At 68.9% G+C, this 25,887-nt stretch carries 24 protein-coding genes and 1 tRNA gene; 16 read left to right on the top strand and 9 right to left on the bottom strand.

The genetic code is table 11. The features are described 5' to 3' along the window. The first annotated feature begins 86 nt into the window (after window positions 1-86). From fdnG to AC1DXX_RS01530, 7 genes are all read left to right on the top strand, one after another. Window positions 87-3,164 carry a formate dehydrogenase-N subunit alpha gene (fdnG, locus tag AC1DXX_RS01560; RefSeq protein WP_478132401.1) on the top strand — a complete coding sequence of 1,026 codons (3,078 nt, stop codon included), beginning with the start codon at window positions 87-89 and terminating at the stop codon, window positions 3,162-3,164. Window positions 3,165-3,167: 3 nt separating this feature from the next. After that, a complete protein-coding gene (gene fdxH / locus AC1DXX_RS01555) occupies window positions 3,168-4,136 on the top strand; it encodes a formate dehydrogenase subunit beta (RefSeq protein WP_478132400.1) in 969 nt (322 codons plus the stop codon). 10 nt (window positions 4,137-4,146) lie between these two features. Continuing rightward, window positions 4,147-4,773 carry a formate dehydrogenase subunit gamma gene (locus AC1DXX_RS01550; RefSeq protein ID WP_478132399.1) on the top strand — a complete coding sequence of 209 codons (627 nt, stop codon included), beginning with the start codon at window positions 4,147-4,149 and terminating at the stop codon, window positions 4,771-4,773. A 10-nt stretch (window positions 4,774-4,783) separates the two neighbouring features. Continuing rightward, window positions 4,784-5,815, top strand: a complete 1,032-nt coding sequence (fdhE, locus tag AC1DXX_RS01545; RefSeq protein ID WP_478132398.1) for a formate dehydrogenase accessory protein FdhE — start codon at window positions 4,784-4,786, stop codon at window positions 5,813-5,815. Continuing rightward, on the top strand, window positions 5,815-7,263 hold the full coding sequence (gene selA / locus AC1DXX_RS01540) for an L-seryl-tRNA(Sec) selenium transferase (RefSeq protein WP_478132397.1): 1,449 nt from the start codon (window positions 5,815-5,817) through the stop codon (window positions 7,261-7,263). The genes fdhE and selA overlap by 1 nt, the downstream gene beginning before the upstream one ends. Before the next feature lie 14 nt (window positions 7,264-7,277). Further along, window positions 7,278-9,185 carry a selenocysteine-specific translation elongation factor gene (selB, locus tag AC1DXX_RS01535; protein ID WP_478132396.1) on the top strand — a complete coding sequence of 636 codons (1,908 nt, stop codon included), beginning with the start codon at window positions 7,278-7,280 and terminating at the stop codon, window positions 9,183-9,185. An 11-nt stretch (window positions 9,186-9,196) separates the two neighbouring features. After that, window positions 9,197-9,289 (top strand) — tRNA-Sec (locus AC1DXX_RS01530). A gap of 135 nt (window positions 9,290-9,424) precedes the next feature. On the opposite strand, the gene selD is transcribed toward AC1DXX_RS01530, so the two are convergent. Beyond that, entirely contained in the window at window positions 9,425-10,504 is a 1,080-nt protein-coding gene (gene selD / locus AC1DXX_RS01525; RefSeq protein WP_478132395.1) for a selenide, water dikinase SelD, read from the bottom strand. Window positions 10,505-10,611: 107 nt separating this feature from the next. On the opposite strand from selD, the gene AC1DXX_RS01520 reads away from it, so the two are divergent. The 7 genes from AC1DXX_RS01520 to AC1DXX_RS01490 all read left to right on the top strand — a co-directional run bounded on the left by AC1DXX_RS01520 (window position 10,612) and on the right by AC1DXX_RS01490 (window position 16,393). Further along, window positions 10,612-11,466 (top strand): putative selenate ABC transporter substrate-binding protein, encoded by an 855-nt coding sequence (locus AC1DXX_RS01520; protein ID WP_478132394.1) that lies wholly within the window; start codon window positions 10,612-10,614, stop codon window positions 11,464-11,466. Between the two features lie 10 nt (window positions 11,467-11,476). Further along, complete coding sequence (locus AC1DXX_RS01515) at window positions 11,477-12,292, top strand: phosphonate ABC transporter ATP-binding protein (RefSeq protein ID WP_478132393.1); 816 nt, start codon at window positions 11,477-11,479, stop codon at window positions 12,290-12,292. After that, the gene (locus AC1DXX_RS01510; RefSeq protein WP_478132549.1) at window positions 12,283-13,116 is read left to right on the top strand and encodes a PhnE/PtxC family ABC transporter permease; all 834 of its coding nucleotides are present in this window, start codon (window positions 12,283-12,285) and stop codon (window positions 13,114-13,116) included. Before AC1DXX_RS01515 ends, AC1DXX_RS01510 begins: the two co-directional genes overlap by 10 nt. Then, entirely contained in the window at window positions 13,113-13,907 is a 795-nt protein-coding gene (phnE, locus tag AC1DXX_RS01505) for a phosphonate ABC transporter, permease protein PhnE (protein ID WP_478132392.1), read from the top strand. The genes AC1DXX_RS01510 and phnE overlap by 4 nt, the downstream gene beginning before the upstream one ends. A 47-nt stretch (window positions 13,908-13,954) precedes the next feature. Then, window positions 13,955-15,013 (top strand): tRNA 2-selenouridine(34) synthase MnmH, encoded by a 1,059-nt coding sequence (mnmH, locus tag AC1DXX_RS01500; protein ID WP_478132391.1) that lies wholly within the window; start codon window positions 13,955-13,957, stop codon window positions 15,011-15,013. Window positions 15,014-15,119: 106 nt separating this feature from the next. Then, entirely contained in the window at window positions 15,120-15,695 is a 576-nt protein-coding gene (locus AC1DXX_RS01495) for a cytochrome b (protein WP_478132390.1), read from the top strand. Next, the gene (locus AC1DXX_RS01490) at window positions 15,692-16,393 is read left to right on the top strand and encodes a VIT1/CCC1 transporter family protein (protein ID WP_478132389.1); all 702 of its coding nucleotides are present in this window, start codon (window positions 15,692-15,694) and stop codon (window positions 16,391-16,393) included. Before AC1DXX_RS01495 ends, AC1DXX_RS01490 begins: the two co-directional genes overlap by 4 nt. Before the next feature lie 7 nt (window positions 16,394-16,400). On the opposite strand, the gene fdhD is transcribed toward AC1DXX_RS01490, so the two are convergent. The 6 genes from fdhD to modB form a co-directional block, all read right to left on the bottom strand. Further along, window positions 16,401-17,276, bottom strand: a complete 876-nt coding sequence (fdhD, locus tag AC1DXX_RS01485; protein WP_478132388.1) for a formate dehydrogenase accessory sulfurtransferase FdhD — start codon at window positions 17,274-17,276, stop codon at window positions 16,401-16,403. Between the two features lie 35 nt (window positions 17,277-17,311). Continuing rightward, window positions 17,312-17,599, bottom strand: a complete 288-nt coding sequence (locus AC1DXX_RS01480; protein WP_478132387.1) for a hypothetical protein — start codon at window positions 17,597-17,599, stop codon at window positions 17,312-17,314. Then, window positions 17,596-19,950 carry an FdhF/YdeP family oxidoreductase gene (locus tag AC1DXX_RS01475; protein ID WP_478132386.1) on the bottom strand — a complete coding sequence of 785 codons (2,355 nt, stop codon included), beginning with the start codon at window positions 19,948-19,950 and terminating at the stop codon, window positions 17,596-17,598. The genes AC1DXX_RS01480 and AC1DXX_RS01475 overlap by 4 nt, the downstream gene beginning before the upstream one ends. Before the next feature lie 82 nt (window positions 19,951-20,032). Continuing rightward, on the bottom strand, window positions 20,033-20,824 hold the full coding sequence (locus AC1DXX_RS01470; protein WP_478132385.1) for an ABC transporter ATP-binding protein: 792 nt from the start codon (window positions 20,822-20,824) through the stop codon (window positions 20,033-20,035). After that, window positions 20,821-21,570 (bottom strand): molybdate ABC transporter substrate-binding protein, encoded by a 750-nt coding sequence (gene modA / locus AC1DXX_RS01465; RefSeq protein WP_478132384.1) that lies wholly within the window; start codon window positions 21,568-21,570, stop codon window positions 20,821-20,823. Before modA ends, AC1DXX_RS01470 begins: the two co-directional genes overlap by 4 nt. Window positions 21,571-21,608: 38 nt before the next feature. Beyond that, window positions 21,609-22,292, bottom strand: coding sequence for a molybdate ABC transporter permease subunit (gene modB, locus AC1DXX_RS01460; protein ID WP_478132383.1), 684 nt, complete (start codon window positions 22,290-22,292; stop codon window positions 21,609-21,611). Between the two features lie 399 nt (window positions 22,293-22,691). Between modB and AC1DXX_RS01455 the strand changes: the two genes are divergently transcribed. Together AC1DXX_RS01455 and AC1DXX_RS01450 are read left to right on the top strand one after the other, a co-directional pair. Next, complete coding sequence (locus AC1DXX_RS01455; RefSeq protein WP_478132382.1) at window positions 22,692-22,931, top strand: hypothetical protein; 240 nt, start codon at window positions 22,692-22,694, stop codon at window positions 22,929-22,931. Between the two features lie 17 nt (window positions 22,932-22,948). Beyond that, the gene (locus tag AC1DXX_RS01450) at window positions 22,949-23,587 is read left to right on the top strand and encodes a nitroreductase family protein (RefSeq protein ID WP_478132381.1); all 639 of its coding nucleotides are present in this window, start codon (window positions 22,949-22,951) and stop codon (window positions 23,585-23,587) included. Between the two features lie 43 nt (window positions 23,588-23,630). Here AC1DXX_RS01450 and AC1DXX_RS01445 read toward each other — a convergent pair whose 3' ends face one another. Continuing rightward, window positions 23,631-23,978: a winged helix-turn-helix domain-containing protein gene (locus AC1DXX_RS01445; protein ID WP_478132380.1), complete on the bottom strand. Its 348-nt coding sequence runs from the start codon at window positions 23,976-23,978 to the stop codon at window positions 23,631-23,633. 139 nt (window positions 23,979-24,117) lie between these two features. Beyond that, on the bottom strand, window positions 24,118-25,815 hold the full coding sequence (locus tag AC1DXX_RS01440) for an OFA family MFS transporter (protein ID WP_478132379.1): 1,698 nt from the start codon (window positions 25,813-25,815) through the stop codon (window positions 24,118-24,120). Between the last annotated feature and the right edge of the window lie 72 nt (window positions 25,816-25,887).

Here is a 25,887-nt window from a genome sequence, read left to right as displayed (position 1 = left end):
AGGCACCGGCCTCGTTCTCTTTCCCACGCAAAACAGAAGAAGACCTCGATGAAACACCCCACTTCACCCGCGCAGGAGGTTCCGTCATGGACATAAGCCGCCGGCAATTCTTCCGCGTCAGCAGCGCGGGCCTGATCGGCTCCAGCATCGTGGCGCTCGGCTTCTCCCCGACCGCCGCGCTGGCCGAGGCCCGCAACTTCAAGCTCGCGCGCACCACCGAGACCCGCAACACCTGCCCGTACTGCTCGGTGGGCTGCGGGCTCATCATGTACAGCCTGGGCGACAAGGCGAAGAACGTGGTGTCCGACATCCTCCACATCGAGGGCGACGCCGACCACCCGGTGAACCGCGGCACCCTGTGCCCCAAGGGCGCCGGCCTGCTCGACTTCGTGCACAGCCCCAACCGCCTCAAGTACCCCGAGGTGCGCGAGGCCGGCGGCACCGAGTGGAAGCGCATCGGCTGGGACGAGGCGCTCGACCGCATCGCCAAGCTGCTCAAGGCCGACCGCGACGCCAACTTCCAGACCACCAACGCCGACGGCAAGACCGTCAACCGCTGGACCAGCTCGGGCATGCTCTGCGCCTCGGCCTCGTCCAACGAAACCGGATACATCACGCACAAGGCATTCCGCTCGACCGGAATGCTGGTGTTCGACAACCAGGCACGCGTTTGACACGGACCTACGGTGGCCAGTCTGGCCCCGACGTTCGGACGCGGTGCGATGACCAACCACTGGCAGGACATCCAGAACGCGGATGTCGTGCTGATCATGGGCGGCAATGCCGCGGAGGCGCATCCGTGCGGCTTCAAGTGGGTCATCGAAGCCAAGAAGCAGAACAAGGCGCGCCTTGTCGTGGTCGACCCGCGCTTCACGCGCTCGGCCGCCATGGCCGACTACTACGCACCGGTGCGCGCGGGCTCGGACATCGCGTTCCTCGCGGGGGTCGTCAACTTCCTCCTGAGCAACGACAAGATCCAGACGGAGTACGTGCGCAACTACACCAACGCGCCGTTCATCGTCGGGCCTGACTACAAGTTCGAGGACGGCCTCTTCAGCGGCTACAACGCCGAGAAGCGCAACTACGACCCCAAGTCGTGGGGCTACGCGCTCGACGATGCCGGCATGGCCAAGGTCGACATGACCATGCAGGACCCGCAGTGCGTGCTGCAGGTCATGAAGCGGCACTATTCGCGCTACACGCCCGAGCTGGTGAGCCGCATCACGGGCACCCCGCAGGACAAGTTCCTGAAGGTCTGCGAGTACATCGCGAGCACCAGCACCTCGACGCGCACCATGACCATCATGTACGCGCTCGGCTGGACCCAGCACAGCCAGGGCTCGCAGATGATCCGCACCGGCGCCATCGTGCAGCTGCTGCTCGGCAACATCGGCGTGCCCGGCGGCGGCATGAACGCGCTGCGCGGCCACAGCAATATCCAGGGCCTCACGGACCTGGGGCTGCTGTCGAACTCGCTGCCCGGCTACATGTCGCTCGCGCGGGACAGCGAACAGAACCTGCCCGACTACTACAAGACCCGCGCACTGAAGCCGCTGCGTCCCAACCAGATGAGCTACTGGCAGAACTACCCCAAGTTCTTCGTCAGCATGCAGAAGTCGTGGTGGGGCGATGCGGCCACGGCGGAGAACGAGTGGGCCTTCCACTACCTGCCGAAGATCGACAAGCTCTACGACATCCTGCAGGCCTTCGAGCTCATGAGCCAGGGCAAGCTCAACGGCTACATCTGCCAGGGCTTCAATCCGGTGGGCTCCTTCCCTGACAAGAAGAAGATCATCGAAGGGCTCTCCAAGCTCAAGTTCCTCGTCACCATCGACCCGCTGATCACCGAGACCAGCGAGTTCTGGCGCAACTTCGGCGAGTTCAACGACGTCAAGTCCACCGACATCCAGACCACGGTGTTCCGCCTGCCCTCGACCTGCTTTGCCGAGGAAGACGGTTCGCTCACCAACTCCAGCCGCTGGCTGCAGTGGCACTGGAAGGGCGCGGAGCCGCCGGGAGAAGCCAAGCCCGACATCGACATCGTGGCCGGCATCTTCAACCGCATGCGCGCAGCCTACGTGAAGGACGGCGGCGCCTTCCCCGACCCGATCGTCAAGCTGACCTGGCCCTACAAGATTCCGCACGCACCCTCCCCGCAGGAGATCGCGATGGAATACAACGGCCGCGCGATCACCGACCTGCTCGACCCGAAGGACCCGGCCAAGCCGCCGCTGGCCAAGGCCGGCGAACAGCTCCCGGGCTTCGGCCTGTTGCGCGACGACGGTTCGACGGCTTCGGGCTGCTGGATCTACGCCGGCGCCTGGACGCAGGCGGGCAACCAGATGGCGCGGCGCGACAACGCCGATCCGTTCGGCATCGGCATGGTGCAGAACTGGGCCTGGGCCTGGCCGGCCAACCGGCGCATCCTCTACAACGGCGCCTCGACCGACCCCACCACCGGCAAGCCGTGGATCGCGAAACGCCGGCTGGTCGCGTGGGACGGCGCCAAGTGGGCCGGCGCCGACGTGCCCGACATCCGGCCCGATGCCAACCCGATGGATGCGGAGGCCGTGCGCCCCTTCATCATGACGGCCGAGGGTGTGGCGCGGCTCTTCGCGCCCACCGGCATGGCCGAAGGGCCGCTGCCCGAGCACTACGAGCCCTTCGAGTCGCCGCTGGTCAACAACCTGATGCACCCGAACAACGAGAAGGCGCGCGCCAATCCCGCGGCGCGCATCTTCAAGGGCGACCTCGAAAAGCTCGGCGTGCCGAAGGATTTCCCGTACGTGGCGACCAGCTACCGGCTCACCGAGCACTTCCACTACTGGACCAAGAACGTGCGCAGCTCGGCCATCCTCCAGCCGCAGCAGTTCGTCGAAATCGGCGAAGAGTTGGCCAAGGAAAAGGGCATCGCGAACGGCGACATGGTGAAGGTCTGGAGCAAGCGCGGCTTCATCAAGGCGGTGGCGCTCGTCACCAAGCGCATCGTCGGCCTGCAGGTCGACGGGCGCACGGTGCACACGGTGGGCCTGCCGAACCACTGGGGCTTCGTCGGCATCGCGAAGCCCGGGTACCTGGTGAACACGCTGACGCCCTTCGTGGGCGACGCGAACACGCAGACGCCCGAGTACAAGTCGTTCACCGTGAATATCGAGAAGGCATAAGCGATGTCCTCCCTCCAAACCCTCGACATCGTCGCCCGCTCGGCCACCACCACGCCGTCGCCCGACATCCGCAGCCGCCCGCAGGTGCAGCAGGTGGCCAAGCTGATCGACGTCTCGACCTGCATCGGCTGCAAGGCCTGCCAGGTCGCATGCATGCAGTGGAACGACCTGCGCGACGACGTCGGCACGGTGCACGGCACCTACGACAACCCGACCGACCTGACGCCGGCCTCCTGGACGGTGATGCGCTTCTCCGAGGTGGAGCCCGAGGCGGGCAAGCTCGAATGGCTGATCCGCAAGGACGGCTGCATGCACTGCGACGACCCGGGCTGCCTCAAGGCCTGCCCGGCGCCGGGCGCGATCGTCAAGTACAGCAACGGCATCGTCGACTTCATCAGCGAGCATTGCGTGGGCTGCGGCAACTGCGTCACCGGCTGCCCCTTCGACGTGCCGCGCATCAGCAAGGCCGACAACAAGGCCTACAAGTGCTCGCTGTGCTCCGACCGCGTGGGCGTGGGCCTGGAGCCGGCCTGCGTGAAGGCCTGCCCGACGGGTGCGCTGCATTTCGGCACCAAGGAAGACATGCACGAGTACGCCTCGGAGCGCATCGTCGACCTCAAGGAGCGCGGCTTCTCGAACGCCGGCGTGTACGACCCGGCCGGCGTGGGCGGCACGCACGTGATGTACGTGCTGCAGCATGCCGACCGGCCGGGCCTCTACGCCGGCCTGCCGAAGGATCCGCACATCAGCCCGCTGGTCTCGCTGTGGAAGGGCGTGGCCAAGCCGCTCGCGATGGTCGCGATGATCGGCGCGGTGGTCGGCAGCTTCTTCCACTACATGAAGGTCGGGCCGGTCGAGGCCAAGGACGATGCGGATGCGCGCGATGGTGGCGACGACGATGTCGTCGTCATCGAGGAAGCACCGGCCTCGGCCACCGGCGATCCGGCGGTGCGCGAAGCACCCCGTGCCTGAGGAGAATGCGATGACCACACGCTACTACCTTCGCCGCTACCGCGACGCCACGCGCATGAACCACTGGTTCGTGGCGATCATGTTTTTCGCGGCCGCGCTCTCGGGCCTGGCCTTTTTCCACCCCAGCCTGTTCTTCCTGAGCACGCTGTTCGGTGGCGGGCCGTGGACGCGCATCCTGCATCCCTTCATGGGCGTGCTGATGGTGCTGGGCTTCGTGTTCCTGTTCGGCGCGATGTGGCGCGAGAACATCCTCGACCGCAGCGACCGCGAATGGATCTCGAACGCGCCCAGGATGCTCAAGGGCGACAAGTCGGGCATGCCGCCCGTGGGCAAGTACAACGCGGGACAGAAGCTGGTGTTCTGGGCCTTCGGCATCAGCCTGCTGCTTCTGTTCGTGACCGGCTTCATGTTCTGGAGCCCGTGGTTCGTGGGCTTCTTCCCGATCCTGGTGCGGCGCATCGCGGTGGTCGTGCATTCGGTCTCGGCCGTGGTGCTGATCCTCTCGGTCATCACGCACATCTACGCCGCGATCTGGGTCAAGGGCACGCTGCGTGCCATGACGCGCGGCACGGTCACCGAGGGATGGGCCAAGCTCAACCATCCGTTGTGGCATCGCAAAATGACCCGCGGTGAGTAATACTGTCCGGATGACGAGCCCCACCGGCAATCCGCCGCCGATCCGGACCACACGCGTTCTCGACCCCGAACAGATCGCCATGCAGGCGGGGCGGCAGATGCCGTTCCTGCGCCTGCCGGTGCGCGCCGCCGTGTTCTCCGACCGGCAGTTGCGGCTGCGCCAGCTCGCGGCCTCGCATCCGATGCGCGAGTACCTGATCTTCATTGCCGATCTTGCGCAGGCGCAGCACCAAGTGCTGCAAGACTACCCGCCGGTCGCGCTGCCCGAATCCGCCGCGCTCGAAGCCGCGGCGCAGGCGCTCAAGCCGCCGATGCCCGCCTTCGGCTGGCCGCGCGATGCGGTGTGGCGGCAGGAGCTTCGGCGCCTGCTCGGTCTCTTTCGCGTGCGCCTGCCCGAAGGCGCGGCGCGCGACACGCTCGACCGCGTGGTGGCTGCGGACGATGCCTGGATCGACCAGCAGGCCGATCGCCTTTCGCAACGCGTCATGTTCGGCCTCGACCTGGCCGCTGCGCCATTGATCGCAGCGGGCCTGCAGGCCTACTGGACGCAGCTGGTGCTGCAAGTCGCCGAGCGCGACGGCGAGAACATCTACGGCCGCACCGACCCCGGCAACGAGTGCCCCTGCTGCGGCAGCGCGCCCACCGCGAGCATCACGCGCATCGGTGCCGACGAGGCGGGCTTCCGCTACCTGCACTGCTCGCTGTGCAGCACCGAGTGGCACTACGTGCGCATCAAGTGCACGCACTGCGAGAGCACCAAGGGCATCCACTTCGAATCGCTCGCGCCGCAACCCGGCGTCGAACTGCCGGCCACCGGCGCGCGCGAAGGTGCCGTCAAGGCCGAGTGCTGCGACAGCTGCGGCCACTACCTCAAGCAGATCGCGATGGAGAAGGACCCCGAGGTCGAACCCGTCGCCGACGACCTCGCCAGCGTCACGCTCGACCTGCTGGTCTCTGAAGCGGGCCACCAGCGCAGTGGCCACAACCTGATGCTGCTGTTCGGCGACCCTGAAGAAATCCTCGACGACGGCGGAGGCGGCTGATGGCGGCGCCCGAAGAGTCCGTGGTCCACGGCTCGACGGCAAGGCCCCAGGATCTGCCTTCTGTCGATCAACTGCTGCGCGCCGACGCACCGCGCGCCCTGCTGGCCGAGCATGGCCATACGCTCGTTGTCAGCGAAGCGCGCAGCCTGCTTGAAGGGCTTCGGGCGCGCGCCGTGGCCGGCAAGCTTTCCATTGCGGAAGTGCAACAAGAGGCCCTTGGCAATGCACTCGCCGCCCGCGTGCAAGGCCGCCTCGCACCGCGCATGCGCGCCGTGCTGAACCTCACCGGCACCGTCATCCACACCAACCTCGGGCGTGCGCTGCTGGCCGATGCGGCCTTGCAGCGGCTGCTCGCGGTGATGACCTCGCCCAACAACCTCGAGTACGACCTCGCCACCGGCAGCCGCGGCGACCGCGATTCGCTGGTGGAGGAGCTGCTGTGCACCATCACCGGCGCCGAGGCGGCCACGGTGGTCAACAACAATGCGGCGGCCGTGCTGCTCACCATCGCGGCCCTTGCGCGCGACCGCGAGGTCATCGTCTCGCGCGGCGAGCTGGTCGAGATCGGCGGCGCCTTCCGCATGCCCGACGTGATGGCCAGCGCCGGCGCGCGCATGGTCGAGGTGGGCACCACCAACCGCACGCACCCGCAGGACTACGAGCGCGCCATCAACCAACACACCGCGCTGGTGATGAAGGTGCACACCAGCAACTACGCCGTGCAGGGTTTCACCGCCGCCGTCGACGAAGCCACGCTCGCCGGCATCGCGCATGCGCGCGGCGTGCCGCTGGCCACCGACCTGGGCAGCGGCTCGCTGGTCGACCTGGCCCACTACGGCCTGCCGCGCGAACCGCTGCCGCAGGAGATGCTCGCGGCCGGCTGCGACGTGGTCACCTTCTCGGGCGACAAGCTGCTGGGCGGCCCGCAGGCCGGGCTGATCGTCGGCAGCAAGGAGGCCGTGGGCCGCATCCGCAAGTTCCCGATGAAGCGCGCGCTGCGCATGAGCAAGCTGCCGCTGGCCGCGCTCGAAGCGACGCTGTCGCTGTACCTGCGGCCCGAGCGCCTCGCCAAGGACCTGCCCACGCTGCGCCTGCTGACCCGGCCCACCGATGCGATCCGCGAGATGGCCGAGGCGCTGCAAGGCCCCGTGCAGGCCGCCGTGTCGCCCCGCTTCACCGTCGAAGTGATTTCGCTGCTGGGCCAGATCGGCTCGGGCTCGCTGCCGGTGGAACGACTGCCTTCGGCCGGCCTTGCGCTCGCACCGGCCGGCACCTCGAAGAAGGGCCTGGGCACGGCGCTCGACAAGCTCGCCACCGCATTGCGCGGCCTGCCGCTGCCGGTGATCGGCCGCATCGCGGAAGACCGCCTGCTGCTCGACCTGCGCTGCCTTGAAGACAGCACCGCATTCGTCGCGCAGCTGCCCCTTCTGCGCGAACGACTGGCATAGCACGGCAGCCGGCGATGATCATCGGCACCGCAGGCCACATCGACCACGGCAAGACCACGCTGGTGCGCGCGCTCACCGGTGTGGATACAGACCGCCTGCCCGAAGAAAAGCGGCGCGGCATTTCCATCGAGCTCGGCTATGCGTACCTGCACACGCCCGACGGCGTGTCGCTCGGTTTTGTCGACGTGCCGGGCCACGAACGCCTGCTGCACACCATGCTGGCCGGCGCGACCGGCATCGACCATGCCCTGCTGGTGGTGGCCGCCGACGACGGCGTGATGCCGCAGACGCGCGAGCATCTCGCCGTGGTCGCGCTGCTGGACGTGCGCTCGGCCACCGTGGCCATCACGAAGATCGACCGCATCGACGCTGCCACGCGCGCGGCGCGGCTTGCCGAAGTGCAGGCCGAGGTCCACGCATTGCTCGCATTGACGCCGCTGGCGGGCGCGCCGGTGCTCGCGGTGTCGGCGACCACCGGCGAAGGCATCGATGCACTGCGCGCACGGCTGGTCGACGTCGCACGCGAGGCACGCACACGCGAAGACGACCTGGCCTTCCGCCTTGCGGTCGACCGCGCCTTCACGCTCTCCGGCGTCGGCACCGTCGTCACCGGCACCGTCTTCAGCGGCACGGTGCGCATCGGCGACGAACTTCGGATCGCGCCTCGCGAGCGCACGGTGCGGGTGCGCGGCATCCATGCCCAGAACAAGCAGGCCGAGACGGCGCACGCGGGGCAGCGCTGCGCGCTGGCGCTGGCCGGCGTAACGAAGGATGAAGTGCATCGGGGCGACTGGGTCTGCGCGCCGGACATCGCGCTGGCGACCGACCGCATCGACGTGCTGCTCGCGCTGTGGCCGGACGAAGCCAAGCCGCTGCGCTCGGGCGCCACGGTGCATGCGCACCTGGGCACCAGCGATGTGATGGCCTCGGTGGCGCTGCTCGACCGCGATGCACTGGCGCCCGGCGAAACGGCGCTGGCCCAGCTGGTGCTGCGCGAGAAGGTCGGCGCATGGCACGGCGACCGCGGCGTGCTGCGCGATGCCTCGGCCACCCGCACCGTGGCCGGCGTGCATGTGCTCGACCCCTTTGCGCCGGTGCGCTACCGGCGCACACCCGAAAGGCTGCGCACGCTCGCGGCCTGGGCCATCGACGACCGGGCGCCACGCGTTGCGGCGCTGCTGCACAACGCACCGCTGGGCATCGACACCGCACGGCTCGCGCGTGCGCTCTCGCTGGCGGACGAGGCATCGCTGTCGCTGCCCGACGATGCGCGGCGCATCGCGCACACGGCCGTTGCGCAGACACACCTCGACGCGCTCGAAGAGCAGATCGCCGAGCGGCTGGCCGACTTCCACCGCACCGCGCCCGACGAGGTCGGCCCCGATGCGCGCCGCCTCAAGCGGCTCGCCGCCCCCCGCACCGACGATGCGCTGTGGCGCCATGCGCTCGATGCACTGGTCGCACGCGGTGCATTGGTGCGCAGCGGCACATGGCTCCACCTGCCCGACCATGCGGCGCGCCTCGGCGAAGCCGAGCAGAAGCTCGCGCAAAAGCTGCTGCCCAGGCTGGCCGACGGCGGCTTTGATCCGCCCTGGGTGCGCGACCTCGCCAAGGACTGCGGCGCGAGCGAACCGATGGTGCGGCAGACCCTCGCAAGCCTCGCGCGGCGCGGCGAGACTTTCCAGGTGGTGAAGGACTTGTACTATCCGCTGGCGACCATCGAACGGCTGGCCGAACTGGCGCGCGATTGCCTCGCGCAGCCCGAAGGCCTGCAGGCGGCGAGCTTTCGCGACGCGACCGGCCTGGGGCGCAAGCGCGCGATCCAGTTGCTCGAATTCTTCGACCGTGTGGGCTATACGCGGCGCGTGAAAGACACGCACCTGCTGCGGCCCGATACGTCACTGTTTGGAGCAGGCCCATGACAGGGCTGCATGGGAGGGGATCGTCCCTGGTGGGGCGGCTGGGCTTCAAACCCAGTGGGTGGCGCCACGCGTCGCCGGGAAGGTTCGACTCCTTCCCCCTTCCGCCGTCTTGCTCCTTCCCCCTCTGGGGGAAGGCTGGGATGGGGGCTGACGGCGCCTGCAATGCGACGGCGCTTGATCGGCGGCCGCGTGCCCCCACCCCAACCCTCCCCCGGGAGGGGAGGGAGGAATGCGGGGAACTACGGCACCACGCACAGCAAAGGCTTTCCGGCCTCGACGCGCCCGATCACCGCCGCTTGCGCAAAGCCTTCCCTGCGGAAGATCTCCAGCACGGCATCGACGGCCTCGGGCGCACAGCTCACGAGCAGGCCGCCGGATGTCTGCGGGTCGCTCAACAGGTCCTGCGCCGTGGCCGGCAGGCCAGCGGCCAGCGCCACATCGGCGCCATAGCCCGCCCAGTTGCGGCCGGACGCGCCGGTGACGAAGCCCTCGGCAGCCATCGCCGCCACGTTGTCGAGCAGCGGCACCTTCGACCACTCGACCACCGCCGCGAGCTTTGCGCCCCGCGCCAGTTCGAGCGTGTGGCCGGCCAGGCCGAAGCCGGTGACGTCGGTCAGCGCATGCACGCCGTCGAGCGCCGCGAGCGCGATGCCCGGCGTGTTGAGCCGGGTCGCGTTGTCGATCAGCTGGCGGTAGCCGGCCTCGGACAGCTGCTCCTTCTTGAGCGCGGCCGACAGCACGCCGACGCCCAGCGGCTTGCCCAGCACCAGCACGTCGCCGGCCTTCGCATCGGCATTGCGCCGCACGCGGTCCGGATGCACCAGCCCCATCACGACGAGGCCATAGATGGGCTCGACCGAATCGATGGTGTGGCCGCCCGCAATCGGGATGCCGGCCGCGCGGCACACGTCCTGCCCGCCGCGCACGATCTCGGCGATCACCTCCACCGGCAGCTGGTTGATCGGCATCGCCACCAGCGCCAGCGCCATGATCGGCCGGCCGCCCATCGCATACACGTCGCTGATGGCGTTGGTGGCCGCGATGCGCCCGAACTCGTAGGGGTCGTCCACGATGGGCATGAAGAAGTCGGTGGTCGCGATCAGCGCCTGCTGGTCGTTGAGCCTGTAGACTGCCGCGTCGTCGGCGGTCTCGATGCCCACCATGAGCTCGGGCGGGATCATTCCCCCCGCGTGGTTCTTCAGGATCTGCGACAGCACGCCGGGTGCGATCTTGCAGCCGCAGCCGCCCCCGTGCGAGAAGCTGGTGAGCCGCAGCGGCGCCAGCGGATTCAGGAGCTTGGAGGGTGCGGCATCGGTCATGGCAGCGATTCGGTCGAATGAGACAAGCCGCAATTATCGAAGCCCCGCCCGCGTTGCGCCCGCCACCGCCGATACACCCCTTTTTTCATCACCACCACAGGCATTCCATGAACATGCTCTCCCGACTGGCGCTTGCGCTGACCTTCTCCTTCGCCAGCTTCGGCGCGCTCGCCCAGGGCGTGCTGCGCGTGTCGGCCATTCCGGACGAGGCCCCCACCGAGCTGCAGCGCAAGTTCACCCCGCTGGGCGACTACCTCAAGAAGGAAACCGGCATGGAAGTGCAGTTCACGCCCGTGACCGACTACGCCGCCGTGGTCGAAGGCCTGGCCACCAACAAGATCGACATGGCCTGGCTGGGCGGCTTCACCTTCGTGCAGGCGCGCATCCGCACCAACGGCGGCGCGGTGCCGATCGTGCAGCGCGCGGAAGACGAAGTGTTCACCAGCAAGTTCATCGTGCCGGTCGACAGCACCGCGAAGACGCTGGCCGACCTGAAGGGCAAGACCTTCGCCTTCGGCGCGCCCTCGTCCACCTCGGGCAGCCTGATGCCGCGCTACTTCCTGCTGCAGGCGGGCATCGACCCCGAGAAGGATTTCAAGACGGTCGCGTTCTCGGGCGCGCACGACGCCACGGTGGCCTTCGTGGCGGCCTCGCGCGCCGAGGCCGGCGTGCTCAACGCCTCGGTGTGGGAGAAGCTGGTCGAATCGAAGAACCCCAACGCCGCCAAGGTGCGCGTGCTCGCAACCACGCCAACCTACTACGACTACAACTGGACGGTGCGTCCGGGCATGGATGCGGCGCTGCAGAAGAAGCTGACGGATGCGTTCCTGAAGCTCGACCCGGCGAACCCGGCGCACAAGGAAATCATGGCGCTGCAGCGTGCGAGCAAGTTCATTCCGACCAAGTCGTCGAACTACGACGGCATCGAGACGGCGGGCAAGTCGGCCGGTCTGATCAAGTAAGGCTGCGCCGATGAGTTTTTCGCTGGAAAGCGCGGGCGTGGTGCACCCCAACGGCCAGCGCGCGCTGGCCGGGGTGACGCTGTCCGCGCGCGAAGGCGAACGGATCGCCGTCATCGGCCCCTCGGGCGCCGGCAAGACCACGCTGCTGCGCGTGCTCGGGGCTGCGCTGCGGCCGGGTGAAGGCGATGTGCAGGCGCTGGGTGCAAGGCCCTGGCAACTGCCGGCCGGCGCGCTGAAGAAGCTGCGTGCGCGCATCGGCACCGTGCACCAGGCGCCGCCGATCGCGCCGCGCCTGCGCGTGGTCACTGCGGTGCTTTCGGGCCGCCTGGGCGAGTGGTCGGCGGTGCGCGCGCTGGGGTCGCTTTTCTATCCGTCCGACATTGCCGGCGCGCACGAGGTCTTGTCGCGCCTTGCGCTGGAAGACCGCCTGTTCGACCGCTGCGACCGCCTCTCGGGCGGCCAGCTGCAGCGCGTGGGCATCGCGCGGGCGCTCTACCAGCGCCCGGCCCTGCTGCTGGCCGACGAGCCGGTGTCCGCACTCGATCCGACGATGGCCGACGCGGCGGTCGGCCAGCTCGTCGCACAGAGCGAATCGACGGGCGCCACGCTGGTGGCGTCGCTGCATGCGGTCGATCTGGCGCTGCGCTGGTTCCCGCGCATCGTCGGCATGCGCAGCGGACAGCTGATGTTCGACCTGCCCACCGCAGAGGTCACGCCCGCGATGCTCGACACCCTCTATGCCAGCGAAGGCGGCGTGGCGACCCAGAGGCCGCCGCCCTCGAGCGCCTCGCTGGAAGCGGCCTTCCACCGGCCGGACTGCCCTTGAACGCTGCCGCCATCCAACGCGACCCGCATGCGGCACGCCGGCTGGCCGGCTGGCTCACCGCGCTCGTCGTCGCGTGGCCGATGCTGGCGCTGTCCGAGTTCAAGCCCTGGGCGCTGTTCGGCAGCGGCAACCTGGCCGTCATCGGCGGCTTTCTCGCGGGCTTCTTTCCGCCCGAAGGCTCGCCTGCCTTTCTCGCCATGCTCGCCAAGGCCACGCTCGAGACGCTGGCCATGGCCACGGCCGGCACCGCGCTCGCGCTGCTGATCGGCGCGCCGCTGGCCTTCGTGACGACGCGCGCCCTCTCCATCTCGCGCATCGGCCCGGGACCCGGCCGTGTGCAGGCCGCGATGGTGCGGCAGGCGGCGCGCTGGCTGCTGATGGTGTTGCGCGCCATCCCGGAAATCGTGTGGGCGCTGCTCTTCGTGCGTGCGCTCGGCCTCGGCCCGGCCGCCGGCGTGCTGGCGCTGGCCATCACCTACGGCGGCATGCTGGGCAAGGTCTACGCGGAGATTCTCGAATCGACCGACACGCGCCCGGCGCGCGCGCTGCTCGAGAGCGGCAGCGGCCGGCTCGCGGCGCTGTGCTATGGCCTCTTGCCCCATACGGCGCAGGAGCTGGCCTCGTACACCGTATACCGCTGGGAATGCGCGGTGCGCGCCTCGGTGGTGATGGGCTTCGTCGGTGCGGGCGGTCTGGGCCAACTCATGGACCAGTCGATGAAGATGCTCAACGGCGGCGAGGCCAGCAGCATCCTGCTGGTGTTCCTTGCGCTGGTGCTGCTGGCCGACCTGTTGAGCACCGCATTGCGGAGGCTGCTCGCATGAACGTCCCGCCGCGCCATCGTCCCTGCCTGCGCTGCTGGGCAACCGTGCTGCTGATCGCGGCAGCGGTGATCGCGAGCTTCGTCTACCTCGGCATCGACTACCGCGCGCTGGGGTCGGCGGAGTCGCTGAAGCTGATGGGCAAGTTCATCGCCGAGTTCTTCCCGCCCGACCTGTCGCCGGATTTCCTGGCCAAGGTGGGCAGCGGCGCATTGCAGACGCTGGCGGTGTCGGCGCTCGGAACCGTGCTGGCCGCCGGGGCGGGCGCCGTGCTCGCGCTGCCTGCCTCGGGCCGCGCCGGCTGGCTGCCGCGCCATGTCGCGCGCTTCGTCCTCAATTTCCTGCGCAGCGTGCCCGAACTGGTCTGGGCCGCGCTGATGGTTCTGGCGGCCGGCATCGGCCCCTTCGCGGGCGCGCTGGCGCTCTCGCTGCACACCACCGGCGTGCTGGGCCGGCTGTTCGCCGAGAGCCTGGAGAACGCGCCGCGCGAACCCGAACACGCGCTGACGCTGGCAGGCGCCGGCCCCGTGACGGCCTTCAGCTACGCCAGCCTGCCGATCGTGCTGCCGCAATGGGTGGCCTACACGCTCTACCGGTGGGAGATGAACATCCGCATGGCCGCGGTGCTGGGCTTCGTGGGCGGCGGCGGGCTGGGCCAGTTGCTGTACTTCCACCTGTCGATCTTCCAGCAGCAGCAGGCGATGACGGTGCTGATCGCGATGTTCGTGCTGGTGACGCTGGTGGACTTTGCGAGCGCTCGCCTCCGTCGCGGCTTGGGCCCCGCTTACGCCTGAAGGCCTCGGCCCGGGAGCGCCGACAATGGGGGCATGAGGTTCCTGCCATGAGTCATCGCCAGCCCGTGCGGGTCGGCGACCGCCACGCCTTCGACACGATCATCGACGCCCGCTCGCCGGCCGAGTTCGCGCTCGACCATATTCCCGGCGCCATCAACTGCCCGGTACTCGACGACGAGGAGCGCCGCATCGTCGGCACCATCTACGTGCAGACCGGCGCCTTCGAGGCCCGCCGCGTGGGCGGCGCGATGGTCGCGGCCAACATCGCGAAGCACCTGCGCGACACGCTGGCCGACCGGCCCGAGAAGTGGAAGCCGCTGGTCTATTGCTGGCGCGGCGGCATGCGCAGCGGCTCGATGGTCACGTGGCTGCGGCTCGTGGGCTGGGACGCGCAGCAACTCGCCGGCGGCTACAAGAGTTTTCGCCGGCACGTGATCTCACAGATCGATTCGCTGACCCCGCAGCTCGACCTGCGCGTGATCTGCGGCGCCACGGGCAGCGCCAAGACGCGCGTGCTGCACGCGCTGGCCGAGCGCGGCGAGCAGACGCTCGACCTGGAAGACTTCGCGAGCCACAAGGGCTCGCTGCTGGGTTCGCTGCCGGGCGTGCCGCAGCCTTCGCAAAAGCATTTCGAGACGCGCATCGCGACGGTGCTCGAAACCATTGACCTGAAGCGCCCGCTGTATGTCGAAGGCGAGAGCATCCGCATCGGCCGGCTCTCACTGCCCCTGTCGCTGGTGGCGCGCATGCGCGCCGCGCCCTGCATCGAGGTGGCGGCAACGCCCGAAGCGCGGCTGGCCTACCTGCTGCGCGACTACGCCTACCTGGGCGACGACCGCGACGCGCTGGCCGACAAGCTCGGCGTGCTGAAGGAAATGCAGGGCAAGGAAACGGTGGCGCGCTGGCAGCAATGGGCGCACGAGGCCAACCTGCCGAAGCTGTTCGCCGAGCTGATGGCGCTGCACTACGACCCGCATTACGAGAAGTCGCAGGAGCGCCACTTCCAGGCCTGGGAACGCCGCCGCAGCGTGGCGGCGACCGACCTGAGCGATCAGGGCATCGAGGCGGTGGCCGACGCGGTGCTGAAGCTGGGCGGCGCCCACTGACAAGGTGCGAGCGCGTGGCAGGTTTTCTTGCTCCTGATCAAAGGGGCATGCCGTGGCGCCATCGACACTGGCGCCAAGGCGGCTCGCACGCTACGAGGAAAAACACATGAACTGGAAAAACACCCCGCAGCGCTACAGCACCGTGCTCGTCGCGCTGCACTGGCTGATGCTGATCCTGCTGGTCGCCGTCTACGCCAGCATGGAACTGCGTGGCCTGGCGCCACGCGGCAGCGCGCTGCGCGCCGGCCTGAAGTCGCTGCACTTCTCACTGGGCCTGTGCGTGCTGGCGCTGGTGACCGTGAGGCTCGCGGCGCGCTGGACGGCGGGCGCCGCGCCGCTCATCGACCCGCCGATGCCGCGCTGGCAGGCCGGGTTGGCGCGGTTCATGAGCGTGGCGCTGTACATCTTCATGATCGCCATGCCGGTGCTGGGCTGGCTGGCGCTGAGCGCGGACGACAAGCCCATCGGCCTCTTCGGCCTGGCGTTGCCGTCGCTGATTGCGCCGGACACGGGCCTGGCTCACCAGCTCGAGGACATCCACGAGGCACTGGCCACGGTCGGCTATTTCCTGATCGGGCTGCACGCGGCCGCGGGGCTGTTTCATCACTATGTCGTCAAGGACAACACCCTGCGGCGCATCGGGCCCGGCGCCGGCCATCACCAGGCGGGGAGCCCTCGGTGACATGGGTGCGGGCTCACCGCGAGCGGCATCGCGCCGAACGCATCGGCTGGCTGCGCGCCGCCGTGCTGGGCGCCAACGACGGCATCGTCTCCACCGCCAGCCTGGTGCTCGGCGTCGCAGCCGCCGGTTCGAACCACAGCGCCGTGCTCGTGAGCGGCATCGCGGGGCTGGTGGCCGGTGCCATGTCCATGGCCGCGGGCGAGTACGTGTCGGTGCACTCGCAAGCCGACACGGAAAACGCCGACCTCGCCCGCGAGCGCCGCGAACTCCAGGAGCAACCCGCCAGCGAGCTGAACGAACTCGCGGGCATCTATGTATCGCGCGGCGTGGCGCCCGACCTGGCCCGGCAGGTCGCCGCGCAGTTGATGGCGCACGACGCGCTCGGCACGCACGCGCGGGACGAGCTCGGGTTGTCCGATGCTGCCAGCGCCAGGCCCGTGCAAGCGGCCATGGCTTCGGCGGCCAGCTTCTCGGTCGGCGCCGGATTGCCGCTTGCGATCGCAGCCCTCGTTCCGGGCCCCAGCCTGGGCTACGTGGTGGGTGGTGCGTCCCTGGCTTTCCTGGCGCTGCTCGGCGCCATTTCCGCCCGCGCCGGCGGTGCGCCCGTGCCGATGGCGACATGGCGCGTGACCTTCTGGGGCGCGCTGGCGATGGGGGTCACCGCCGGCATCGGCGCGCTGTTCGGCGCCGTGGTGTGACAGCGCCTCAGCGGCCGGGCCGGCCGCTGGCGTAGAGCACGCCGCGCGGCGCGCGGCACAGCCCCCAGAAGCGCAGGCCACTCAGTTCGGCCATGCGCACGCCCATGGCGGTGGGCGCCGAGATGGTGGCCATCGCCGCGATGCCGAGGCGTCCGCACTTGCGCACCAGCTCATGGCTGCCACGGCTGGACATCAGCACGAAGCCCGGCTCTTCGAGGCGGCTCGCCCGCGCCAGTCTTCCCAGCAGCTTGTCGAGCGCGTTGTGGCGGCCCACGTCTTCCATCACGTCGGTGAGTTCGCCCTCCACCGTGGCCCAGCCCGCGGCGTGGATCGCGCCGGCTTCGGAATTCAGGACCTGTCGCGCAGGCAGTGCGGCAAAGGCGCGCAGCACGGTCTCGAGGTCGATGCGTTCGATCCAGTCGCGCGGCGGCACCGGTTGCGGCGTGATGTCAAGCCCGGCAAAACTTTCGACGCCGCACACGCCGCATCCCGTGCGGCCTGCGAGGCTGCGGCGGCGGCCCTTGAGGCGCTCGAAGCTGCGGGTGGAGATATCGAGCCGCACCTCGATGCCTGGCATGCCCTCGGGCAGTCCGGCCGAGACCGCATCGATCGCCTGCACCTCGATGCCGCGGCAGTCGGCGGCGCTGTCGAGGATGCCTTCGCTGAGCGCAAAGCCGAGCGCGAAATCTTCGAGGTCGAGCGGCGTGGCCATCATCACCGCGTGCGAGACGCCGTTGAAGACCAGCGCCACCGGCACCTCGGCCGCCAGCGTGTCGTCGCGCACGGCGCCCTCGGGTGCAACGCCGCGTTCGCCGAACACGCGCACGGCGTGCTGCGAGAGGGGCGGCAGGGTTTCGGATTCGGCGAGGTCTGGCAGGGGCATGGTGGCTGGCTCCGCTTGGCCGGGCCATTGTCCGCTCAGCCAGGGATTTCGTCAGCAGGCGGCAGTGTTTGAACCTGCGCGCGCCCGGGCGCCTGCAGGTGCGCGACCCAGCGGTCGTCATGCTGCACCACGCGCACCCAGCCGGGGCCTCGCACACCGCCGATGGCCGCATCGCCCATCAGCGTGAGCCGGCGCATCAGCACGCTCGCGCCCTGCCCCAGCCGCTTGCCAAGGCGCGGCAGCGAGACGCCGCTGTCCGCCGGCTCCTGCGCGAGCATGCGCAGGATCGCGACCGAGAGGCTGTCTTCGAGCAACGCGCTCATGCTGTCGCCACCATCCCGTCCGCCTCGTCCTCCGCCAGCTTCTGGATCGGCAGCTCGTGCGGCACCAGCACCACGGGAATGGATTTCGAAGTCGGCGTGCCAGCGTTCTCGGCCACCGACGACAGCGGCACCAGCGGATTGGTCTCGGGGTAGTAGGCCGCGATGTTGCCGCGCGGAATGTCGTAGGCCACGAGCTTGAAGCGATCGGCGCGGCGTTCCTGGCCGTCGTTCCAAACGGTCTGCAGATCGACCCAGTCGCCGTCCTTCATGCCCAGCGCGCGGATGTCCTCGGCGTTGATGAAGACCACGCGGCGCTGGCCGAACACGCCGCGGTAGCGGTCGTCCATGCCGTAGATGGTGGTGTTGTACTGGTCGTGCGAACGCGTGGTGAAGAGCGTGAAGACCAGCGTGTCGCGGATACTTGCGCGGGCCCGGTGCGAGGGCGTGTCGCGCGGCACGGCATGCGTGAAGAACACGGCCTTCTTCGATGCGGTGGCCCAGACGCGCTCGCTCGCGGTGTTGCGCAGGCGAAAGCCGCCGGGCTTGGCGACGCGGGTGTTGAAATCCTTGAAGTCGTCGAACACCGCTTCGATCTTGTCGCGGATGCGCGCGTAGTCTTCGACGAGCCAGAGCCAGGGCGTGCGGCTGCGCGCGCCGATGGTGGCGGCCGCGAGCCGCGCCACGATGGCCGGCTCCGACAGCAGCAGCTCCGATGCAGGCGGGTTGATGCCCATCGAGATGTGGACCATGCTCATCGAGTCTTCCACCGTCACGCCCTGCGGGCCGTTGGCCTGCATGTCGATCTCGGTGCGGCCCAGGCACGGCAGGATCAGCGCCTCGCGCCCGTGCACGATGTGGCTGCGGTTGAGCTTGGTGGTCACGTGCACCGTGAGGTCGCACTGCCGCAGGCCCTTCCAGGTCTGGTAGGTGTCGGGCGTGGCGGCCGCGAAGTTGCCGCCGAGCGCGAAGAAGACCTTGCCCTTGCCGTCGAGCATCAGTTGAATCGCCTCGACCGTGTCGACGCCGTTCTGGCGCGGCGGCTCGAAGCCGAACACCTGCTGCAGCCGGTCGAGCAGCGCCACCGGCGGCTTTTCCCAGATGCCCATGGTGCGGTCGCCCTGCACGTTGCTGTGGCCGCGCACCGGGCAGGCGCCCGCGCCTTCACGGCCCATGTGGCCGCACAACATGAGCCAGTTGAGGATCATCTGGATGGTCGCGACCGAATGCTGGTGCTGCGTGATGCCCATGCCCCAGCAGGCGATGACCCTCTTGGCGCCCAGGTACACCTCGGCGGCGGCACGGAGCTGTTCTTCCGACAGGCCCGACTCCTGCACCAGCACGTCCCACGATTCGGCGCGCAGGTCGTCGGCCAGCGTCTCGAAGCCGGTGGTGTGCGTGGCGATGAAGGCATGGTCGAGCACCGAGGCCTCGCCGCGCGCGGCGGCCGCATCTTCGCGCTCGATGACGTGCTTCATCATTCCCTTGACGGCCGCGAAGTCGCCACCCACGCGCAGCTGAAAGTAGTGCGTGCTGATGGGCGTGGAGCCCATGGTCGCCATCTCGAGCTTGTCCTGCGGATCGGCAAAGCGCTCCAGCCCGCGCTCGCGCAGCGGGTTGAAGCTCACGATGCGCGCGCCGCGCTTCGAGGCCGCGCGCAGCTCGCCGAGCATGCGCGGATGGTTGGTGCCGGGGTTCTGGCCGAAGATGAAGATGGCGTCGGCCTTCTCGAAGTCTTCGAGCGTGACCGTGCCCTTGCCCACGCCGATCTGCGGGCGCATGCCGCTGCCGCTGGGCTCGTGGCACATGTTCGAGCAGTCGGGAAAATTGTTGGTGCCGTACTCGCGCACGAACAACTGGTACAGGAAGGCGGCTTCGTTGCTCGCGCGGCCCGAGGTGTAGAAGATGGCCTGGTCCGGGTCGGGCAGCGCATTCAGGTGGCGCGCGACGAGCGCGAAGGCGTCGTCCCACGAGACCGGCACGTACTTGTCGCTGGCCGCGTCGTAGGCCATGGGGTGCGTGAGCCGGCCCTGGTCTTCGAGCCAGAAATCGCTTTGCTCGGCCAGCTGGGCCACGGTGTGCTTCGCGAACAGCTCGGGGCCGGCGCGGCGCGCGGTGGCTTCGGCGGCCACGGCCTTGACGCCGTTCTCACAGAACTCGAAAGTCGAGGCGTGGTTGCGGTCGGGCCAGGCGCAGCCGGGGCAGTCGAAACCATCGGGCTGGTTGGCGGAGAGCAGCGTCTTCGCGCCCTTGAGGGGAATGTCCTGGCGCAAGAGCGCGTTCGTCACGCTGCGCAGGGCGCCCCAGCCGCCCGCGGGGCCCTTGTAAAACTCGATCTTCTGCTCACTGCTCATGGCAGCGAGTGTTCGCCGCGGGCCTGAAAAGCGTCAAATTGAATCGGAACATGCGGCGATTCAAAAAGGAAATGAAGCGGCCTCAGGTTCCTCGCGTGTCCTGCGTCAGGAGGCCGCGCAGCTTGCTGCGCAGCGGCGTCTCCGCGACGGCCGGCACGCCGGCCACTTCGCGCAGCGCGACGTCGCGGCTCTCGGCCGTGTGCAGGTCGATCTCGCGCACCACCTGGCCGTCCTTGTAGACGAAGGCCACGTCGGCCAGGGCCAGCACGTCCTCGATGTCGTGCGTGATCATCAGCACCGGAATGCCCCACTGCCGGCGCACCTGCGCGAGCTCGTTGCGCAGCTCGGCGCGCAGCATGGGGTTGAGGGCGGCGAAAGGTTCGTCGAGCAGCAGCACCTGCGGCTGGCAGGCCAGCGCGCGCGCCAGTGCCACGCGCTGCTGCTGGCCGCCGGAAAGCTTCTGCGGCCGGCTGTCGGCCAGCGCGGCGAGGCCGAAGCCTTCGAGCAGGGCCTGCACCGTCTCCGCCTCCTTCGGCGGCAGCCGCCGGCGGTGCCAGGACGTGAGGCCGAACGACACGTTCTCGCGCACCGTCAGGTGCGGGAACAGCGCGTAGTTCTGGAACAGGTAGCCGATGCGCCGCTCGGGCGCCGGCACGTCGATGCGCCGCGTCGCGTCGTAGAGCGTGCGGCCGTCGAGCCGCACATGGCCCGCGGAGGGATGCAGCAGGCCCGCGATGGCCTGCAGCGTGAGCGACTTGCCCGCGCCCGAAGGCCCGTAGAGCGCGGCAAAGGGAACGTCGGTCTGGAAGCGCGCGGCCAGGTCGAAGCGCCGTGCGCCGTCCCGGACCGTGAGCTTCAGATCGACGTCGATCATGGCTTGCCGAATCCGTAGCGGGTCAGCACGGCCTGCGCGACATCGGTGGACAGGAAGGCGATGAAGTCGCCGGCCAGCGCCTTCTGCCTGCTCTCGGCCACCACCGCGATGGGGTAGCTCACGGGCGCGTGGCCCGAAGGCGTGAGCGCGACCTTGACCTTGTCGCCCGCCACGGCCGCATCGGTGCGGTAGACGAAGCCGGCCTCGACCTCACCGCGGCTCACGTAGTCGAGCACCTGGCGCACGCTGTCGGCCTGCACGAACTTGGGTTCGAGCACGGTCCAGAGGTTGGCACCGTCCAGCACCTGCTTGGTGTAGCGGCCGACCGGCACGGTGGCGGTCTTGCCGACGGCGATCTTCTTCACGCTGGCACCGGCCAGCTCCTGCAGCGACGTGACGCCCACGCCTTCCTTCGCAGGCTCGATCAGCACGAGGCTGTTGCTCACGAAGTTCTTGCGCGTGGCGGTGTCGATCAGCTTCTGCTCGGCGCCGCGGTTCATGGTTTCCTGGTCGGCGCTGGCGAACACGTCGACCGGCGCGCCCTGCCCGATCTGCTGCAGCAGCACGCCCGAGGCGGCGAAGTTGAAGCGCACTGTGGCACCGGGCTTGGACGCCTCGAACTTGGGCCCGATTTCCTTGAACGCGTCGGTCAGGCTGGCGGCCGCGGACACGGTGATCTGCTGCGCGGCGGCCGCCAGCGGCAGGGCCAGCGCAAGAACGACGGACAAGAGGCGGAACGGGCGCATGGACATCTCCTGGGAACTATTGAAGAAGAAGGAACGGATCAGCGAAGAGAAAAGAAGCGGTTCGACAGCACCAGCACGACGATCGATAGCACCGAGGTCACGACGACCAGCAGCAGCGCGAGGTCGTCATGCCCGGCCTGCACCGCGTCGTAGATGGCCATCGACAAGGTCTGGGTCTGCTTGGGAATGGAGCCCGCCACCATCAGCGAGGCGCCGAACTCGCCCATGGCCCGCGCAAAGGCGAGCAGCGTGCCGGCCAGGATGCCCGGCCAGGCCAGCGGCAGCGTCACACGCAGGAACACCGAGAACGACGACTGGCGCAGCGTGCTGGCCGCGGCTTCGAGCGAGCGGTCGACGTTCGCGAAGGCGGCGCTGGCCGACTTGAGCACCAGCGGCAACGCGACCACGGCCGAGGCGATCACGGCGCCATGCCAGCTGAAGATGATCGTGTAGTCGAGGTGCTCGCGCAGCCAGGCGCCCAACGGACTGCGGCGCCCCGCCGCCACCAGGATGGCATAGCCGATGACCGTGGGCGGCAGCACCAGCGGCAGCATGAACACCGCCTCGATCACGGTGCGGCCGAAGAAGCGCTTGCGCGCGAACACCCAGCCCAGCGCCACGCCCGCGATCAGTGCCAGCACGGTCGCGACCGCGGCGACCTTGAGCGACAGGACCAGGGGCGACCAGTCGGTCGAGGCGATGAGCGCGTTCGTCGTGTTCATTGGAATACGGCGTGATTGTTACATGATGAGCCCTGAGAGCCTGTTCCTGATCTATCTGGACGCGTGCACAGGACACCGGGTACTCCCCTCCGCGAATGTCCCCCGCTTCGCTCCTCCTTTATTTCGCTGCGGGGAGCACCCGGTGCCCTGTGCACGATGGGCGCGGTCGTTGTGCTGGCCGATCAACCGCTGCGCTGAGCGATCACGCCGATGGGGTGCCTTGCGCAGCGAAATAAAGGAGGAGGCATGCGGCCTTAGGCCGCGCCGGGGGACATTCGCGGAGCAAGGTACCCCGTCGGCGTGAGCGCGCCCCGGACAGGCTCCGAGGTTCTCACGGGGGTGCACGAATCCCTCAGTCTTCATATACTGCGGGATATAGCGTTGCAAAATTGCAAGCCCATGCGCCCATCCGCTCACGACACCGTTGTCCGATCGATCTCCGGCAGGCCGGAGTTCCGCCATGTGACGCGGGTCCAGGAATGGCGCATCGAGCGCGCCATGGACTCCGACAGTTTCGTGATCTCCATCATCGCCCCAGGCGGCGAAAGCCAGTCCTTCCTCGTCGCACAGACCGACGCCCACGACATCGGGGAGGTCCTGCGCCGCAAGGCTGTGTGGACCGACCGCCAGGCGCAGTGACACCGATGTGGCGGCACATGACCGGTGCGGAACGCATCCTCGAAGTCCTGCTGACGCGGCGCTCGGTGTCGCCGCGGCGGCTGCAGCCGCCCGGTCCCAATCCCGACGAGCTCGACGGCATGCTCCAGGCCGGCCTGCGCGCGCCCGACCATGGCGGGCTGCATCCGTGGCGCGTGATCGAGTTCCGCCCGCAGAACCGCGAGGCACTGGCCTGGTGCTTCGAGCAGGAGAAGCTGCGGCGCGATCCGCTGGCAAGCCCTTCGGACCTGGAGCGGGCGCGCGAACACGCCACGCGGCCTCCGATGCTGCTGGGCTTCGTGGTGTCGCCGCGCGAGCGCAGCAAGATCCCCGGCCGCGAGCAATGGCTCTGCGCGGGTGCGGCGCTGGGCAACATCCTGGGCGCGGCGCACCAGCTGGGCTATGGCGCCATCGTGCTGAGCGGCGAACGCTGCTTCGACGAGACGCTGGCGCGGCAGCTGGGCGTGCAGCCCGGCGAACACCTGGTGGGCTTCATCAGCGTGGGCACCATCCAGGAAGCACCGCCGCAGGCCCGCGAGACGCTGTCGCAGGACGTGTGGTCGTGCTGGCAGGGCGACCGCATGCCGGACGCACCCGATCCACCCATCCTGCCGGCGGACCGGACGCCCGACGGCTGACCGGCCCGCGCGCCGGGCCCGCCGCACGGCCGGCCCCGGGGACTCAGGGTGCCAGCAGCCGCGTCAGCGCCCGGATGTCCGCGGCCGTGGCCAGCTTGGCGGCGTTCTCGATGGCGCGGTAGTGCTTGACGATTTCCTCGCCCACCGGCGTGAGCGCCGTGCCGCCGCCGCGCGAGCCGCCGGCGGCGGTGTTCACCGCGGGCGAAGCCAGGGCCTGGTTCATCTCGTCGATCAGCATCCAGGCCCGCCGATACGACATGCCCAGCAGGCGGGCCGCCGCGGAAATCGAACCGGTCTCGGCCACCGCTTCGAGCACGGCGATCTTGCCGGGGCCGATGGCGATGACATCGTCCCGGTAGACGCGCAGGCGGAACTGGACTTTGGATTTCATGCCGAGGGTGGTGAGGAGCGGGAACAGCGTTGGCGCGAAGGGTAAACCATGCCGCCGCCATTGTCCGCCCCCAGCCGCCGGCGCCATGTCGGCGCGGACATCACGGGCCGGCGGGCGCATGCCCTGCCGGCCGCGTCCTTCAATTGAAGAACTTCGCTGCGCTGATCAGCGTCTTGTAGACGCCCCATGCGAGGGGGATGCCCACTGCAACCCAGGCCAGCACCACCACCGCCGGGCTCACGGTGTCTGCACCGCCCGAGCCGCTGCCCACTTCGGCCGCCGAGGCCTTCTCGTGCGCCAGCTTCTTCTCGACGGCCAGTTCGGCGTCGGTCATGAAGTGCTTGTCGGCCACCGGGCGCACCAGCAGGTTGGCGATGAAGCCGATCGCCAGCATGCCCACGAGGATGTACATGGTCTGGTTGTAGACCTGCTCGCGCGGCAGGCCCAGGCCCAGCTGGTACTCGCGCATGTAGTTCACCACCACCGGACCGAGGATGCCGGCCGTGGCCCATGCGGTGAGCAGGCGGCCATGGATGGCGCCCACGAACTGCGTGCCGAACAGGTCGGCCAGGTAGGCCGGCACCGTGGCGAAGCCGCCGCCGTACATCGACACGATCACGCAGCAGGCGCCCACGAACAGCAGCTTGCTGCCCGCGCCGGCCGACGACGGAATGCTCGCGTACAGGATGCCGCCGAGCACGAAGAACACTGTGTAGGTGAGCTTGCGGCCCAGCTTGTCCGAGAGGCTCGCCCACACGAAGCGTCCGCCGATGTTGAAGAGCGAGAGCAGCGCGGTGAAGCCGCCGGCCACCGCGGCAATCGCCGCGAGCTGCGTCTTGTCGAGCTGGCCGAACTTCTGCTRCACGCCGATCAGCGCGCCGCCGAACACTTCCTGCAGCATCGGCGAGGCCATGCCGATCACGCCGATGCCGGCGCTCACGTTCATGCACAGCACCAGCCACACGAGCCAGAACTGCGGAATGCCCCAGACCTTCTTCACGTGCACATGGCGCTGCGTGATCATGGTGTTGCTGGTCTGCGCCGGGGGCGGCGTCCAGCCTTCCGGCTTCCAGCCCGAGGGCGGCACGCGGTAGCCCAGGGCGCCCGCCATCATGAAGACGAAGTAGCCCAGCGCCATGACGATGAAGGTCTGCATCACGCCCACGTCGGTGGACGTGGAGAAGCGCTTCATCAGGTCGACCGCGAGCGGCGAACCGATCATCGCGCCGCCGCCGAAGCCCATGATGGCCATGCCGGTCGCCATGCCGCGGCGATCGGGGAACCACTTGATCAGCGTGCTCACCGGCGAGATGTAGCCGAGACCGAGGCCGATGCCGCCGATCACGCCCGAGCCGAGGATCATCAGCCAGAACTGGTGCAGGTGAATGCCCAGTGCCGACAGCAGCATGCCGCCGCACCAGCACAGCGCCGACACCACGCCGGCCTTGCGCGGACCCGCGCGTTCGAGCCAGCCGCCCCACAGGGCCGCCGAGCAGCCGAGGAAGACGAAGAACAGGGTGTACATCCAGCCGAGCGTGGCCACGCGCCAGTCGCAGTTCGTGGCGAAGAGTTCGGCGAAGAAGCTCATCTCCTTGGCGCAGGCCTGTGCGCCGGTGCCGGCCGTGCCGAGCGCCTTGGACAGCGGCAACCAGAACACCGAGAAGCCATAGGCCATGCCGATGCACAGGTGGATGGCCAGCGCGGCGGGGGGTACCAGCCAGCGATTGAAGCCGCGGCCCGCGATGATGCGTTCTTTTTCCAGGAAGCCGGGTTGCGGTTGCGCCCCTCCTCCGACGATGCGATCTCCCTCGAGAACGCCTGCAGTTGAACCCGCCATATTTCTCCTAGTTGGCCGAACGTGTAACTTTTGTGTTGAATCCGGGCCGCGGAGTGTGTCCGAACGTCTTAC

Source organism: Variovorax sp. P4_B10 (assembly GCF_056402375.1).
The sequence above is the reverse complement of the archived record's forward strand: the minus strand, read 5'-3'. Positions and strand labels throughout refer to the sequence as shown.

Bases quoted from the DNA above. Each gene is read 5' to 3' on its own strand.
- AC1DXX_RS01445 (WP_478132380.1), bottom strand. From the start codon at position 23,978: ATGAAATCCAAAGTCCAGTTCCGCCTGCGCGTCTACCGGGACGATGTC.
- AC1DXX_RS01520 (WP_478132394.1), top strand. From the start codon at position 10,612: ATGAACATGCTCTCCCGACTGGCGCTTGCGCTGACCTTCTCCTTCGCC.
- AC1DXX_RS01480 (WP_478132387.1), bottom strand. From the start codon at position 17,599: ATGAGCGCGTTGCTCGAAGACAGCCTCTCGGTCGCGATCCTGCGCATG.
- selB (WP_478132396.1), top strand. From the start codon at position 7,278: ATGATCATCGGCACCGCAGGCCACATCGACCACGGCAAGACCACGCTG.
- AC1DXX_RS01515 (WP_478132393.1), top strand. From the start codon at position 11,477: ATGAGTTTTTCGCTGGAAAGCGCGGGCGTGGTGCACCCCAACGGCCAG.
- mnmH (WP_478132391.1), top strand. From the start codon at position 13,955: ATGAGTCATCGCCAGCCCGTGCGGGTCGGCGACCGCCACGCCTTCGAC.
- AC1DXX_RS01475 (WP_478132386.1), bottom strand. From the start codon at position 19,950: ATGAGCAGTGAGCAGAAGATCGAGTTTTACAAGGGCCCCGCGGGCGGC.
- AC1DXX_RS01550 (WP_478132399.1), top strand. From the start codon at position 4,147: ATGACCACACGCTACTACCTTCGCCGCTACCGCGACGCCACGCGCATG.
- fdhD (WP_478132388.1), bottom strand. From the start codon at position 17,276: ATGCCCCTGCCAGACCTCGCCGAATCCGAAACCCTGCCGCCCCTCTCG.
- AC1DXX_RS01455 (WP_478132382.1), top strand. From the start codon at position 22,692: ATGCGCCCATCCGCTCACGACACCGTTGTCCGATCGATCTCCGGCAGG.
- selA (WP_478132397.1), top strand. From the start codon at position 5,815: ATGGCGGCGCCCGAAGAGTCCGTGGTCCACGGCTCGACGGCAAGGCCC.
- modA (WP_478132384.1), bottom strand. From the start codon at position 21,570: ATGCGCCCGTTCCGCCTCTTGTCCGTCGTTCTTGCGCTGGCCCTGCCG.
- modB (WP_478132383.1), bottom strand. From the start codon at position 22,292: ATGAACACGACGAACGCGCTCATCGCCTCGACCGACTGGTCGCCCCTG.
- phnE (WP_478132392.1), top strand. From the start codon at position 13,113: ATGAACGTCCCGCCGCGCCATCGTCCCTGCCTGCGCTGCTGGGCAACC.
- AC1DXX_RS01495 (WP_478132390.1), top strand. From the start codon at position 15,120: ATGAACTGGAAAAACACCCCGCAGCGCTACAGCACCGTGCTCGTCGCG.
- fdxH (WP_478132400.1), top strand. From the start codon at position 3,168: ATGTCCTCCCTCCAAACCCTCGACATCGTCGCCCGCTCGGCCACCACC.
- AC1DXX_RS01470 (WP_478132385.1), bottom strand. From the start codon at position 20,824: ATGATCGACGTCGATCTGAAGCTCACGGTCCGGGACGGCGCACGGCGC.
- AC1DXX_RS01450 (WP_478132381.1), top strand. From the start codon at position 22,949: ATGACCGGTGCGGAACGCATCCTCGAAGTCCTGCTGACGCGGCGCTCG.
- fdhE (WP_478132398.1), top strand. From the start codon at position 4,784: ATGACGAGCCCCACCGGCAATCCGCCGCCGATCCGGACCACACGCGTT.
- selD (WP_478132395.1), bottom strand. From the start codon at position 10,504: ATGACCGATGCCGCACCCTCCAAGCTCCTGAATCCGCTGGCGCCGCTG.